Source organism: Alsobacter sp. R-9, assembly GCF_054612375.1.
This window is the reverse complement of sequence record NZ_JBTSWJ010000007.1, coordinates 168817-181830: the sequence shown is the minus strand read 5'-3', so window position 1 is coordinate 181830 and position 13014 is coordinate 168817. Positions and strand designations below refer to the sequence as shown.

At 68.6% G+C, this 13014-nt stretch carries 12 protein-coding genes; 2 read left to right on the top strand and 10 right to left on the bottom strand.

Features of this window, described 5'->3' with window-relative positions; all coding sequences use genetic code 11:
- Positions 1 to 106 precede the first annotated feature (106 nt).
- The 6 genes from ACX9GQ_RS13305 to ACX9GQ_RS13280 all read right to left on the bottom strand — a co-directional run bounded on the left by ACX9GQ_RS13305 (position 107) and on the right by ACX9GQ_RS13280 (position 6796).
- A complete protein-coding gene (locus ACX9GQ_RS13305) occupies positions 107 to 1672 on the bottom strand; it encodes a GMC family oxidoreductase (RefSeq protein ID WP_459630036.1) in 1566 nt (521 codons plus the stop codon).
- Positions 1673 to 1731: 59 nt separating this feature from the next.
- A complete protein-coding gene (locus ACX9GQ_RS13300; RefSeq protein ID WP_459630035.1) occupies positions 1732 to 2301 on the bottom strand; it encodes a gluconate 2-dehydrogenase subunit 3 family protein in 570 nt (189 codons plus the stop codon).
- Between the two features lie 88 nt (positions 2302 to 2389).
- Complete coding sequence (locus tag ACX9GQ_RS13295; RefSeq protein WP_459630034.1) at positions 2390 to 2785, bottom strand: VOC family protein; 396 nt, start codon at positions 2783 to 2785, stop codon at positions 2390 to 2392.
- 105 nt (positions 2786 to 2890) lie between these two features.
- Complete coding sequence (locus ACX9GQ_RS13290) at positions 2891 to 3187, bottom strand: ribbon-helix-helix domain-containing protein (protein ID WP_459630033.1); 297 nt, start codon at positions 3185 to 3187, stop codon at positions 2891 to 2893.
- A 212-nt stretch (positions 3188 to 3399) separates the two neighbouring features.
- The gene (locus tag ACX9GQ_RS13285; protein WP_459630032.1) at positions 3400 to 5313 is read right to left on the bottom strand and encodes an ABCB family ABC transporter ATP-binding protein/permease; all 1914 of its coding nucleotides are present in this window, start codon (positions 5311 to 5313) and stop codon (positions 3400 to 3402) included.
- A 124-nt stretch (positions 5314 to 5437) separates the two neighbouring features.
- A complete protein-coding gene (locus ACX9GQ_RS13280) occupies positions 5438 to 6796 on the bottom strand; it encodes a LysM peptidoglycan-binding domain-containing protein (protein ID WP_459630031.1) in 1359 nt (452 codons plus the stop codon).
- Positions 6797 to 6956: 160 nt separating this feature from the next.
- On the opposite strand from ACX9GQ_RS13280, the gene ACX9GQ_RS13275 reads away from it, so the two are divergent.
- Positions 6957 to 7556: an LOG family protein gene (locus tag ACX9GQ_RS13275; RefSeq protein ID WP_459630030.1), complete on the top strand. Its 600-nt coding sequence runs from the start codon at positions 6957 to 6959 to the stop codon at positions 7554 to 7556.
- Between the two features lie 112 nt (positions 7557 to 7668).
- Here ACX9GQ_RS13275 and ACX9GQ_RS13270 read toward each other — a convergent pair whose 3' ends face one another.
- The 3 genes from ACX9GQ_RS13270 to cysS form a co-directional block, all read right to left on the bottom strand.
- Positions 7669 to 8019, bottom strand: a complete 351-nt coding sequence (locus tag ACX9GQ_RS13270; protein ID WP_459630029.1) for a hypothetical protein — start codon at positions 8017 to 8019, stop codon at positions 7669 to 7671.
- A gap of 95 nt (positions 8020 to 8114) precedes the next feature.
- Complete coding sequence (gene cimA, locus ACX9GQ_RS13265) at positions 8115 to 9710, bottom strand: citramalate synthase (RefSeq protein WP_459630028.1); 1596 nt, start codon at positions 9708 to 9710, stop codon at positions 8115 to 8117.
- Between the two features lie 453 nt (positions 9711 to 10163).
- Positions 10164 to 11546 (bottom strand): cysteine--tRNA ligase, encoded by a 1383-nt coding sequence (gene cysS / locus ACX9GQ_RS13260; protein ID WP_459630027.1) that lies wholly within the window; start codon positions 11544 to 11546, stop codon positions 10164 to 10166.
- A 432-nt stretch (positions 11547 to 11978) separates the two neighbouring features.
- Here cysS and ACX9GQ_RS13255 point away from each other — a divergent pair, with 432 nt between their 5' ends.
- Positions 11979 to 12272 (top strand): hypothetical protein, encoded by a 294-nt coding sequence (locus ACX9GQ_RS13255; RefSeq protein ID WP_459630026.1) that lies wholly within the window; start codon positions 11979 to 11981, stop codon positions 12270 to 12272.
- Positions 12273 to 12354: 82 nt separating this feature from the next.
- Here ACX9GQ_RS13255 and ACX9GQ_RS13250 read toward each other — a convergent pair whose 3' ends face one another.
- Positions 12355 to 12885 carry a CreA family protein gene (locus ACX9GQ_RS13250; RefSeq protein ID WP_459630025.1) on the bottom strand — a complete coding sequence of 177 codons (531 nt, stop codon included), beginning with the start codon at positions 12883 to 12885 and terminating at the stop codon, positions 12355 to 12357.
- Positions 12886 to 13014: the final 129 nt, after the last annotated feature.

Below are 13014 nucleotides of genomic sequence, written 5' to 3'. Positions count from 1 at the left end.
CCGCACGCGGGGAGAAGGGAGAACACGCCACTGAGAGCACGAACCGGGCAAGCCCGGAGCGTGCGCGCCACCGTCTCCCAGCACGCGGGGAGAACGCGCGATCGGATCAGATCGTCTTCGCCGACATCTCGCGGGCGATGAAGTCCGCCTGGCGGATGGCGAGCGCCACGATCGTCAGCGTCGGGTTCTCCGCGCCGCCGGTGGTGAACTGGCTGCCGTCCGAGATGAACAGGTTCTTGATGTCGTGCGTCTGGCCGAACTTGTTGACGACGCCGTCCCGCGGCTTCTCGCTCATCCGGTTCGTGCCCAGGTTGTGGGTCGACGGATAGGGCGTGGTCGGGAAGGTCCGCGTCGAGCCGACCGCTTCGTACAGGGCCCGGCCGCGCCCGTAGGCGTGGTTGCGCATGGCGATGTCGTTGGCGTGGTCGTCGAAGTGGACGTTCGCCACCGGCATGCCGTGCTTGTCCTTGGCCTCGGACAGGCTGATCCGGTTCGTCTCCTGCGGCATGTCCTCGCCCACGATCCACATGCCCGCCATCCGGTCATAGCCGTCCAGCGCGCTGGTGAACTCACGGCCCCAGGCGCCGGGATCGAGGAAGGCGGCCATGAAGGGCAGGCCGAGGGCGAGCGTCTCCATCTCGTAGCCGCCGACGAAGCCGCGCTTGGGATCGTGCTTGGCCTCATCCTGGATGATGCCCGCCATGGTCGTGCCGCGGTAGAAGTGCACCGGGCGGTCGAAGATGGCGTACACCGACCCGGTCATGTGGCGCATGTAGTTGCGTCCGACCTGGCCGGAGGAGTTGGCGAGGCCGTTCGGGAACAGGTTCGACGCCGAGTTGAGCAGGATGCGCGGGCTCTCGATGGAGTTGCCGGCGACGGCGACGATGCGGGCCTTCTGGCGCTGCAGCTTGCCGTCCTTGTCGGCATAGACGACGCCCGTGACCTTGCCCGAGCCGTCATGCTCGATCTTCAGCACGTGGCTCTGGGGGCGCACCTCGAGCTTGCCGGTGGCCTCGCCCTTCGGGATCTCGGTGTAGAGGGTCGACCACTTGGCGCCCCACTTGCAGCCCTGGAAGCAGAACCCGGTCTGCTGGCAGGAGTTGCGGCCGTCGCGCTCCACCGAATTGATGGCCATGTGGCCGGTATTGCACTCCTTGTAGCCGAGCTTGTCGGCGCCGGCCTTCAGGATCTTGAAGTTGTTGTTGCCGGGCAACCCGGGGCGGTTGCCCGTGCGGGTGACGCCCATCTTCTCCTCGGCCTTCTCGTACCATGGCGCGAGTTCGGCGAGCGAGATCGGCCAGTCGAGCAGGTTGGCGCCGGGGACGCGCCCGTAGGCGGTGAGCGTCTTGAACTCGTGCTCCTGGAAGCGCAGGGACGCGCCGGCCCAGTGCGTCGTCGAGCCGCCAACCGCCTTCACGATCCACGCCGGGAGGTTGGCGAAGTCCTTCGCAACGCGCCACGAGCCGGAGGTCGTGCGCATGTCGGTCCAGGCGAGCTGCGTGAAGCTCGCCCACTCGTCGTTGATGAACTCGTCATACTCGTGCCGGGCGCCGGCCTCGAGGATGACCGTCTTGATGCCCTTCTGGGCGAGCTCGTTGCCCAGCGTGCCGCCGCCGGCGCCGGAGCCGATGATGACGACGACGCTGTCGTCGTTAAGGTCGAAAGTGGCCATGGGTGTCTCTCTCCGTCGTCACGGTCTGTCGTTGTCCGGGGTGATCCGCGCCGGAGTCGTCAGAGCCAGTCGATGTCGTTGAAGCCGCGGTTGATGTAGCCGCCCTTGGAGTAGGACTCGCCCTCGTATCCAAAGATCGGCCAGATCTCCTGCTGGTTGTACAAGCTGACCACCAGCCCGGACCGAACGGTCTGGAAGAAGCCGGTCTGCTCGAACTTGCGCAGGATCGCGACGCGCTGGGCTTCCCAGCCCACCGCGAGATAGCCGCCCTTGCCGGACGCAGCGTCGATGGCGGCGACACCGCCCTCGATCATGGCCTTGTAGTCGGCGTCCTTCGCCGCCTTCTCGTCGTGCCCCTTCACCGCGATCGCATAGAAGCGATCCGGCACCTTGTCGTGCGGGTAGATGTCCCGCGCGATCTGGATCAGCGTCGTCATGGTCTGCGGCTTCACCGCCTTCACTTCCATGCCCCATGCTTCCGCCGTGTTGAGCAGGGCGCCGGCGGAGGTGACGGTGATGGCCGCGACGAGCGCCGTCTCGGACGAGCGCCGCAGGAAGGCGCGCCGGCTCATCGCCGGCCGGCGCGGATGGGGATGCTTATGCTCGTGGTCGTGATGATGGTCGCTCATCGGATGGTCCTCAGGCGTTCCTCGAAGGGTGGGCAGCGGCGCGCGAAGCGCTCTTCTTGGGCCGCCTGCGGCGGCCGGCGCCAAATGGTCAGCGGAAACGGCCGTGCTTCTGCAGGACCTCGATCTTGTAGCCGTCGGGGTCCTGGACGAAGAAGAAGCGGGCCAGAAGCTGGCCGTCGCGGTTGAAGGCGACGATGTCGCGCGGGGCGAACCCGGCCGCCACGAAGCGCGCGTGCTCGGCGTCGAGGTCGTCGACGACGAAGGCCACGTGGCCGTAGCCGGTACCGAGGTCGTAGGGGGTCGTGGTGCCCTTGTTGATCGTCAGCTCGACCTCGAAGTCCACCTCGGCATTGCGCAGGTAGACGAGGGTGAAGCTGTCGAAGTCGAGCCGCTCGGCCACGTCGAGGCCGAATGCCGCCTTGTAGAAGGCGACCGACCGGGCCTCGTCGAGGACCCGGATCATCATGTGGATGGCCTTCGCCATAAATCGTCTCCCCGTGCCGACGGTTGGGTCGGATCGTGGAGGCAGGTTTACGCCGGCCGGAAAGGGGGCGGGTGTTATTCCGCTACTACAGAGTAGCTTTCTTCGTCAGGCCGCCTGACGGGCGTCGAGCTCGGGCCCGACGAGGCCATTCTCCAGCGCAACCAGGCAGATGCAGCGCAGGTGCGACGTGAAGTTCGGCGCCTCGCCGCGCAGGACGAGGATCTCCCGGTGGAGCGTCGAGACGAAGCGGGGAACGGTCAGCCCTTCGCGCCGGGCGAGCTGCTCGAGAATGCCCCAGAACACCTTTTCCAGGCGCAGGCTGGTGCTCTGGCCGTTGAGACGGATGGACCGCGTCTCGAAGGCGTAGGTCGCGGGGGCCTGGCTGGCGAACAGGTGACACATGGTGGTCTCCTCCCGGGATCGGTGCCGTAATGCGGCATCGTTGTTGCACAAAGTGTGGGCTCAAAAGCCCCCCTTGGCAACGCGGCATTTCTGCGTGTCGCAGCCGTGGAATCCGGCGTAAACGCCGCCGCCGGGAACAAGACTTGTTCCAGAAACGGCAACTGCGCCTTTCGGAGGGGATCGGCGCGTGGTCGGCCCGCGAGCCGGGGGCCTTACTGTGCCGGTGCGGGAGCGGGTTCCTCGGCCGCGCGGGCACGTTCCAGCGTCTCGCGGGCCTCGTCAGCCTCGCGCTGGCGGTTCCACAACGCCGCATAGACGCCGTCGTGCTCAAGCAACTCCGAGTGGGTGCCACGCTCGACGATGACGCCCTTGTCGAGGACGATGATCTCGTCGGCGTTGATGACCGTCGACAACCGGTGAGCGATCACAAGAGTGGTGCGGTCGCGCGAAATCCGCTCCAGCGCATCCTGGATGTCCTTCTCGGTGAAGCTGTCGAGCGCCGAGGTCGCCTCGTCGAGCACGAGGATGGGCGGACCCTTCAGAATGGTGCGGGCAATGGCCACGCGCTGCTTCTCGCCGCCCGAGAGCTTCAGGCCGCGCTCTCCCACGCTGGTCTCGTAGCCTTCCGGCAGGGACTTCACGAAGCGGTCGATCTGCGCCAGCGCAGCGGCCTCCTGCACTTCGGCCTCGGACGCCTCCCAGCGGCCGTAGCGGATGTTGTAGCCGATGGTATCGTTGAAGAGCACGGTGTCCTGCGGGACCATGCCGATGGCGGCGCGCAGCGAGCCCTGCTGGACGGCGGTGATATCCTGACCGTCGATCAGGATCCGCCCGCCCTGAGGCTCGTAGAAGCGGAAAAGAAGCCGGGAGATGGTCGACTTGCCGGCACCCGAGGGGCCGACGATGGCGACCGTGCGTCCGGCCGGCACCTCGAAGGTGACGCCGCGCAGGATCGGGCGCTCGGGCACGTAGTGGAAGCGCACGTCCTCGAAGCGGACGGTCCCGGCCGTGACGGCGAGGCGTGGGGCGCCCGGCTTGTCGGCGATCTCGGGCTCGCGGTCGAGGATGTCGAACATCTGCTCGATGTCGGTGACCGCCTGCTTGATCTCCCGGTACACCATGCCCATGAAGTTCAACGGCTGGTACAGCTGGATCAGCATGGCGTTGATCATCACCAGGTCGCCGACCGTCTGCGTCCCGGCCTGGATCCCCGGCACCACCATGACCATGCAGGCGGTGAGCCCGGCGGTGAAGATGACGGCCTGTCCGGCGTTCAGCACGGCGAGCGAGGTATAGGCCTTCACGCTGGCCGTCTCGAACCGCTCCATCGAGCGGTCGTAGCGGGATGCCTCGCGCTCCTCGGCACCGAAGTACTTGACCGTCTCGTAGTTGAGCAGGCTGTCGATCGCCTTGACGTTGGCGTCGGTGTCGCTCTCGTTCATCTTCCGGCGGATGCCGATGCGCCATTCCGTGGCCTTGGTCGTGTAGACCATGTAGGCGACGATCATGGCGACCGTGACCGCCGCGTAGCGCCAGTCGAACTGCCACACGAGCACGCCGAGGATCATCACGAACTCGACGATGGTCGGGAAGCCCTGCAGCATCGTCATGCGGACGATGGTCTCGATGCCGTTACGCCCGCGCTCGAGGACGCGGGTAAGACCGCCCGTCTTCTTCTCGAGGTGGAAGCGCAGCGACAGTTGGTGCATGTGCTCGAACACCTCGTAGGCGAGGCGTCGCACGGCATGCATGCCGACGGCGGCGAACATGGCGTCGCGCCACTGCGTGAGCAGTGCCATCGTGGCCCGCGCCGCTCCGTAGATCAGCACCAGCGCGACAGGCACCGCCGCCAGCGCTGTCAGCGGGACGTTGTCCCGGTCGGCGGGCACCAGGCTGTCGGTCACCCACTTGAAGGTGAAGGGCACCGCGAGCGTCACCACCTTCGCGACCAGGAGGATGACGGTGGCGAGCACGATGCGACGCCGGAGGTCGGCGCGGTCGACGGGCCAGAGATAGGGCCACAGCCCCTTGAGGGTCCCCGTCAGCGCCCCCTTCTCCGCACTGACGCGCCTAGTGGCGGGCTTGGGCGTCAGGGACCGGGGCAGACGGGAATCGACGTGGTTCATGATCAGCGGGCCGTTGCGAAGGTTGCCTATATAGGCGGCAAGACGACCCGTTGCACCCTCGTAAAACGCCGGTCCGGACTGCCGAAGGCATCAAGCCTTCGGGAGCGAACGTCCCGCGCGGCGCCTAGTTCGGCCGTTCGCCGGGCAGCACGAAGATCTGGCCGGGATAGATGCGTGCCGGATCACGGATCTGCTGCTGGTTGGCCTCGTAGATGACCGTGTAGCGCACGCCCTTGCCGTAGACGCGCTTCGAGATGCGCCACAGGCTGTCGCCGCGGGTAACCGTGGCGCTGCGGATCTCCGGCACGAGCACGTCGGCCGACGAGCCGGCGACAGGGGCACCGCCAGCGACGGCAACCTGGCCCTGCGCCGCCGGGCGAACGGCCGGAGCGCCAGCGGGGCCGGCAGGCTGCGCGGCCGGGGCCGGCAACCCGCTGGATGACGATGCGGCCGGAGCGGTGCCCTGCGCCGCCGGGGGGGTGGCCGTAGCCGATGCCACGGCCGGGCGAGCCGTGTACTGGAACGGCACCTCGGCGCGGGAGAGCACGGTCCCGTTCGCGGGATCGACATCGTCCAGCCGCACCCGGTAGGCCCCCTGCTCCAGCCCCTTGCCGATGGTGAAGGACCAGCGGCCATCGGCGCCGGCGACGGCCGTCGCAAGGAAGGTGTCGTTGATGTAGAGGCGCACGGTGGCGCCCGGGTTCGCCTGCCCGCTGGCGAAGAGCTTGCCTCCGTCCTCGGCCTCCACCGTGGTCACGACCACGCGGGGGCGAGGGCCGGACGGCGCGGGGGCGGCTGCGGTCGGTGCGGCCGCGGCGGGAGGCGTGGCCGGCGGGGTCGCGACGCTTTTCGGCGCGCTCAACAGGCGCGTCGGCGCGTCCGGTGAGGTCAGCGCCACGATCACCTCGCCCGATGGCGAAGTCGGCACGGCAACGGTGACGCTCTGGCGAGAGTTCGCGGTCTGGCCGTCGGGCAGGGTGATGGAGAGCGTCAGCTCGTGGTTGCCCGGAGGCAGCGGACGGGGAACGAGCGCAAACTGGCCCGATCCATCGGCCACGACCGTCTCGTACGGCTCCCCGTTGCGCAGAAGCGTGATCCGGGCGCCGGGCAGCGTGCGGCCGGCGACGACCGTGTCGCCGGTCGGCTCTACGCGCACGATGTCGAAGGCCGGCGGCGGCGGCGCGTCCTTCGCAGCCGGCGCTGGCGCAGTCGCGGGCGCGGCGGCGGTGGGAGCGGGCTGCGCCGGAACGGCAGCCTGCTGCGCGGGTGCCGGAGCCGAAGGGGCGGCGGGCGCGGTCGCGGGGGCAGCGGGAGCAGCGGTCTGAGGAACGGCGGGCGAGGCGGGCACGGACGGCGTGGCCGGGGCCGCGGGAACGGCGGCCTCCTTCGCGGGTTGCTGGACCGGCAGCCCATAGCGATGGACGGCCGTGCCGATCCCCACGAGACCCGCGATCAGGATCGCGATCTTCACCCACACCGACATGCAAGACGCCCTTCGCCAGCCCCCGGGGCCGTCCTGCGGCCCCTTATTGGTCCAGACAGCTATAGTACGTTGCGGCGCCATGGCAATCAGCCCGCTTAGGACTTCGTTAACCGCCGCCGGCGCGATTGACCGCCAGAGTGCCGCAGTGCAACAAAGCGGCATGACCGACCTTCGCTCCGTCTGCGTGTATTGCGGCTCCGGCTTCGGGGCCGATCCCGTGTTCGCCCGCGCGGCCACCGCGCTCGGCCGGCGCCTCGCCGAGGAGAACATCAACCTCGTCTACGGGGGCGGGAACGTCGGATTGATGGGCACCGTGGCCCGGGCCGTCCTCGACCATGGCGGGCATGTCACGGGCATCATCCCGGAGTTCCTGCGGGCGCGCGAGCTGATGATCGCCGACGCGCAGGAACTCGTGGTCGTCCCGGACATGCACACCCGCAAGCGGCTGATGTTCGAGAAGGCGGACGCCTTCGTGGCGCTGCCGGGCGGCATCGGGACGCTGGAGGAACTCGTCGAGCAGATGACGTGGGCGCAGCTCGGCCAGCACCGAAAGCCGATCCTCGTCGCCAACGTCGCGAAGTTCTGGGACCCGCTGCTCGGTCTGCTGCAGCACATGAAGACCGCCGGATTCGTCCGGGAGGGCTTCGAGGTCAACTTCCTGCTGGCCGACGACGTCGAGGCGATCGTGCCGATGCTCCGCTCGGCGATCCGCGGTCTCTCGGAAGCCGCCCTCGAGGGTGAGGTCGAAGACAACTTCTGAGAGGTGCCAGGGCGCCTTTCGCCCTCGCCTGCAGTTCATGCCGGCCTGTCGTGCGGCCGGGGCCCGCCGCCCCCCGGGAGGCGACGGACCCCTGCCATCCGCAGATCGTTCCTCAGGGCTTGGGCGCGGTCGTCGTCGTGCCCGTCGTGTCGGTGGAAGCGGGCGGCGCGGCGGGAGCGGCCGGCGCAGGCGTGCCGGGCGCCGCGGGACGAGCCGGAGCGCTCGTCGTCGCCGTCGAGCTGCCATTCACGTTCGAGGTGGTCGCCGTGCCGGTCGAGGCGTCGTATCCGCGCCACACGAAGAAGACGATGGCGATGACGGCGAGGATGCCGACGATGGCGCCGATGACACCCGTGTTGCTGGCTCCGCGGACGGCGCCGCTGCGATAGCCGTCGCCGGTCGTGGTGGTCCGGTAGTCGTTGTCGGCGACGCGGCGGGTCGGATCGTTCGGATCGTAGGTCATGGCCTCACTCCTGTTGCGGACGAGTGAGGACTGAACGCCATGCGGCGAAGGGAGTTCCTGCCAAGCTGCGGGATGCGGCTCCCGCCGCACCCGGATCAGGGGCGCGCGCCCGCCTTCAGGAGACGATAGGTGATCGAGTCCGTCAGCGCCTGGAAGGACGCGTCGATGATGTTCGGCGACACGCCGACGGTCGTCCAGCGGTCGCCGGCCCCGTCGCCGCTCTCGATCAGGACGCGGGTCACAGCGTCCGATCCACCCTGGAAGATGCGGACCTTGTAGTCCAGCAGCTCCAGCGGGGCGATGATCGACTGGTACTTGCCGAGGTCCTTGCGCAGCGCGAGGTCCAGCGCGTTGACGGGGCCATTGCCCTCGGCTGCCGAGATCAGCACCTCGTCTCCGACCCGCACCTTGACGATGGCCTCGGCCACCGTGACCAGCTCGCCGATGGCGTTGTAGCGGCGCTCGACGTTCACCTTGAACCGCTCGACCGTGTAGAACTCCGGGACCTCGCCCAGCACCCGCCGCGCCAGCAGGAAGAACGAAGCGTCGGCTGCCTCGTAGGCGTAGCCCATCGCCTCGCGATCCTTCACCTCGTCGAGCAGGCGCCCGAGGCGGGGATCGTTGCGGTCGACCGTGATGCCGACGCGCTCGAGTTCGGCGGCGATGTTCGACTTGCCCGCCTGGTCGGAGACCAGCACCAGCCTCCGGTTGCCGGTGGCCTCAGGAGGCACGTGCTCGTAAGTGCGGGGATCCTTCAGCACCGCCGAGGCATGAATGCCCGCCTTGGTGGCAAAGGCCGAGGCGCCCACGTAGGGAGCGTGGCGGTTCGGCGCCCGGTTCAGAAGCTCGTCGAGGGCCCGCGAGACGTGCGTCAGCGAGGCCAGCGCCTCGTCGCTCACGCCGGTCTCGAAGCGCCCTGCAAACTCGTCCTTCAGCTTCAATGTCGGAATGAGGGTGACGAGGTTGGCGTTGCCGCAACGCTCGCCGAGGCCATTGAGCGTCCCCTGGATCTGCCGGGCGCCGGCCCGCACCGCGGCGAGCGAGTTCGCCACGGCGTTGCCGGTGTCATCGTGGGCGTGGATGCCGAGTGCAATTCCAGGAACGCCGTCCCTCACCTCGGCGACGATGCGCTCCACCTCGTGAGGCAGCGTGCCGCCGTTGGTGTCGCACAACACCACCCAGCGCGCGCCCGCCTCGTGGGCGGCGCGAGCGCAGGCGAGCGCGTAGGCGGGGTTCGCCTTGTAGCCGTCGAAGAAATGCTCGCAGTCGACCATGGCCTCGCGCCCGGCGTCGCGCGCCGCCGCGACGCTTTCCCGGATGCCGTCCAGGTTCTCCTCAAGCGTGCAGCCCAGGGCGACATGCACATGGTAGTCCCAGGACTTGGCGACGAAGCAGATGGCGTCGCACGCCGCCTCGAGCAGGGCAGCGATGCCCGGATCGTTCGCGGCGGACCGGCCGGCGCGCTTCGTCATGCCGAAGGCAGTGAAGCGCGCCTTGCGCGTCTGCCGCTCCGCGAAGAAGGCCGTGTCGAGCGGGTTGGCGCCGGGGTAGCCGCCCTCCACGTAGTCGACGCCGAGGCGGTCGAGCATCCCGGCGATCTGGCGCTTGTCCTCCAGCGAGAAGTCGACCCCCGTGGTCTGCGCGCCGTCGCGGAGCGTCGTGTCGAAGAGGTAGAGGCGTTCGCGCGACATCAGACCAGTCCGTAGAGGCGCAGTGCCACCAGCACGGCGAAGGCGAGGAGAGCGAGCTTCACCACCATGAGGATGAGCAGCCGGCGGGGGCCGAAGGGCGTCTTGCCATCGCTCATGGGCGGCATCCGGTGTGCAGGGGGCGCCCTCTTTCCCGTGAAGTGCGGAGAGGCAGGCGCGATCCCTCCCTCGCCGTTCGGAGAGGAGGACGCCGCGCCTCTCCCTGCGTCATCCCCGGCGGCAGGCGGAGCCTGCCGGGAAGGGGATCCAGACGGTGCCGCCGGAAGGCTGGATCCCCTTCCCGGCGCTTCGCGCCGCCGGGGATGACGGGGACGGGATGGAAAGAAGGAAGACCCCTCATCCGCCTCGTCGGGGCACCTTCTCCCCGCGGGCGGGGAGAAGGGAGGGGAGCGCGCCCTCTCCCCTTGCAGGAGAGGGACAGGGTGAGAAGCGCGGTCATCGCTTCAGCTCCCACGTCGTGACGGGGTTGCCGGCGGCGTCCTTGCCGTCCTTGATGGCGACGCCCATGGCGGCGAGCTCGTCGCGCAGCCGGTCGGACTCGGCCCAGTTCCGCGCCGCGCGGGCGGCGGTGCGGGCGGCGAGAAGCCGTTCCACCTCTGCCGTGTCGACCGAGATGGCCAAGCCCCGCACGGCGGCGTCATGTCCTGCCAACGCGTCGGCGGTCGCCGTGAACCCTAGCAGGGCGAGGGTTGAAGCCCGGGCCGCCGGGTCCGCCTGGTGCAGCCGCGCGATGGCGAGCGGGGTGTTCAGGTCGTCCGCCAACGCGTCCAGCACGGTCTCGTCCGGCGTACCCGCCGGGCCCCCCTCCCCCTTCCAGCGCAGCAAGGTCGCCTCGGCCTCCTCCAGCGCCCGAAGCGTCCAGTCGATGGGCTGGCGGTAGTGGCTGCGCAGCATGGCGAGGCGCAGCACTTCACCGTGCCACGCCCGGCCGCCGAAGCGGTCGCTGGCCCACAGCTCGCGGATCGTGACGAAGTTGCCGAGGCTCTTCGACATTTTCTCGCCTTCCACCTGCAGGAAGCCGTTGTGCATCCACACGCGCGCCATGACGTCGTGGCCAAAGGCGCAGCGCGTCTGGGCGACCTCGTTCTCGTGGTGCGGGAAAACGAGGTCGATCCCGCCGCCGTGGATGTCGAACACCTCGCCGAGGTGCTTCCAGCTCATGGCGGAGCACTCGATATGCCATCCGGGGCGTCCCCTCCCCCACGGCGACACCCAGCCGGGCTCGTGGTTGGCGGAAGGCTTCCACAGCACGAAGTCCATCGGGTCGCGCTTGTACGGCGCCACGTCGACGCGGGCGCCGGCCTCCATCTCGTCGAGCGAACGACGCGAAAGACGGCCATAGTCAGGCATCGACGGCACGTTGAAGAGCACGTGGCCCTGCGCGGCATAGGCGTGGCCGGTCGCTATCAGGCGCTCGATGATCTCGATCATCTCCGAGATGTGCTCGGTGGCCCGCGGCTCGACCGTGGGCGCGAGGCAGCCCAGCGCCTTCACGTCCTCGGAGAAGATCGCCGCCGTGCCCTCGGTCAGCCGCCGGATCGCCGCGTTCAGCGGCTCGCCGGGAAAGTCCCGGGCGGCGCGTTCGTTGATCTTGTCGTCGACGTCCGTGATGTTGCGGACATAGGTGACATGGCCCGGCCCGTAGACATGGCGGAGCAGCCGGAACAGCACGTCGAAGACGATGACAGGCCGCGCATTGCCGATGTGGGCGAAGTCGTAGACCGTCGGCCCGCACACGTAGAGGCGCACGTTCCCCGGGTCGAGGGGGATGAAGTCTTCCTTCGTGCGCGACAGCGTATTGTAGAGCTTCAGCGACATGCGGTTCACCCTCGCCTGGCTGGCCGGGGATCCGCTCCGATCGAGTTCAGAGAAAGTCGGTTCCAGCCAGCGATAGCGCTAGCTGCAAATGTTGACGGTCCGGATAATGGCGGGGCCGGTCTTCGACATGGCGCGCACCATGCTCCGGTATCCCCCCACGGTCAAGGACACAGGCCGCTCCCACGCCCTCACCGGGGCCTGTCTGCGCCTCTTGCCATCAAGTGTGGCGCGATCTCCACAGCGGCCCCCGAACCGCCGCGGCAACGGTGCTCGCGGTTGAAGCGGCGTAACGGCCCGGGTAACACGGCGTCCCGCATGTGCGCCGGCGCACGGCGAATGGAAACCGAACCCTTATTCTCGCCATTAACCCGATCGTTACGAGACCCTGAACATTCTCGGTCAAGTTTTCGCCTCTCGCCGCCGGATCGCCCCATGACGACTCGCCTGACGATTGCCGCTGCTGCACTCCTCGCCAGCCTCGCCGCTGCCCCGGCGGTCGCCGCCGACCGGTCCTTCATCATCCCCGCCAACGACGGCTACGGCATCGCCGACTGTCTCGGCGAGGGCGGCCCGTGTGCCCGCGTCGTCGCCGATGCATGGTGCGCCGCCCAGGGCCTCGGCAAGGCTGTGACGTTCGGTCCCGCCGACGCCTCCGAGATGACCGCCTCCCTCAGGGGCGGCGCGCGTGCGTCCGTCCAGGCCTACACGGTCACCTGCAACGAATAAGCCCCGCGGGCGGACCGGCATCCGCCCGATGGCTGCAGCCGACGCCGGCCGGCCCTGCCCGCCGGCGTCGCCGTTTCCAGGTTCAGCCGCTGACGAAGTCGGCGCAGCGCTGCGCCTCGCCGGAGTTCCCCCAGGGCATCAGCGGGACGGCAGAGGTCGAGTTCTTCGGCGAACCCTCGATGATCCGGTCCGAATAGACCAGATATACCAGCACGTTGCGCTTCACGTCGCAGCCACGGACGATCTGCATCTTCTTGAAGAAGAGCGAGCGGGACTGGCGGAAGACGACGGTCCCCTGCTCGAACTTTTCCTTGATGCGGATGGGCCCGACCTGACGGCAGGCCAGCGACACGTCCGAGACCTCCTCGGCGACGCCCAGCATGCCCTTCACGCCGCCGCGCTCGGGCGCGGTGAAATAGCAGGCCACTCCCTCGACCCCTGGATCGTCGACGGCGTAGGTGACGAGCTTGTCGTCGGGCGTGAGCATCTTCCAGACGGTCGACTTCTTGAAGATCACGTCGGGTTCCTGCGCCTGGGCCGGCACAGCCGCCACCATGGCGGCGGCAGCGAGGATGGCGGCACACGCGGCGCGGATCGAGGTCGTCCTGGTCATCTGCGCATCTCCTTCGCTCCCCATATGGCCCCTCCTGCCGCCCCGCGCCAGTCGTGGAGGGTTAAGGCGGGGTCAACGCAGCCTCTTCGACACCAGAGGCTGCGTTAAGGCGAAAAGAAACTCAGCGGT

Coding starts and splice junctions, on each gene's coding strand:
- cysS (WP_459630027.1), bottom strand. CDS start 11,546: ATGTCGCTGAAGCTCTACAATACGCTGTCGCGCACGAAGGAAGACTTC.
- ACX9GQ_RS13255 (WP_459630026.1), top strand. CDS start 11,979: ATGACGACTCGCCTGACGATTGCCGCTGCTGCACTCCTCGCCAGCCTC.
- ACX9GQ_RS13280 (WP_459630031.1), bottom strand. CDS start 6,796: ATGTCGGTGTGGGTGAAGATCGCGATCCTGATCGCGGGTCTCGTGGGG.
- cimA (WP_459630028.1), bottom strand. CDS start 9,710: ATGTCGCGCGAACGCCTCTACCTCTTCGACACGACGCTCCGCGACGGC.
- ACX9GQ_RS13250 (WP_459630025.1), bottom strand. CDS start 12,885: ATGACCAGGACGACCTCGATCCGCGCCGCGTGTGCCGCCATCCTCGCT.
- ACX9GQ_RS13295 (WP_459630034.1), bottom strand. CDS start 2,785: ATGGCGAAGGCCATCCACATGATGATCCGGGTCCTCGACGAGGCCCGG.
- ACX9GQ_RS13270 (WP_459630029.1), bottom strand. CDS start 8,019: ATGACCTACGATCCGAACGATCCGACCCGCCGCGTCGCCGACAACGAC.
- ACX9GQ_RS13300 (WP_459630035.1), bottom strand. CDS start 2,301: ATGAGCGACCATCATCACGACCACGAGCATAAGCATCCCCATCCGCGC.
- ACX9GQ_RS13285 (WP_459630032.1), bottom strand. CDS start 5,313: ATGAACCACGTCGATTCCCGTCTGCCCCGGTCCCTGACGCCCAAGCCC.
- ACX9GQ_RS13305 (WP_459630036.1), bottom strand. CDS start 1,672: ATGGCCACTTTCGACCTTAACGACGACAGCGTCGTCGTCATCATCGGC.
- ACX9GQ_RS13290 (WP_459630033.1), bottom strand. CDS start 3,187: ATGTGTCACCTGTTCGCCAGCCAGGCCCCCGCGACCTACGCCTTCGAG.
- ACX9GQ_RS13275 (WP_459630030.1), top strand. CDS start 6,957: ATGACCGACCTTCGCTCCGTCTGCGTGTATTGCGGCTCCGGCTTCGGG.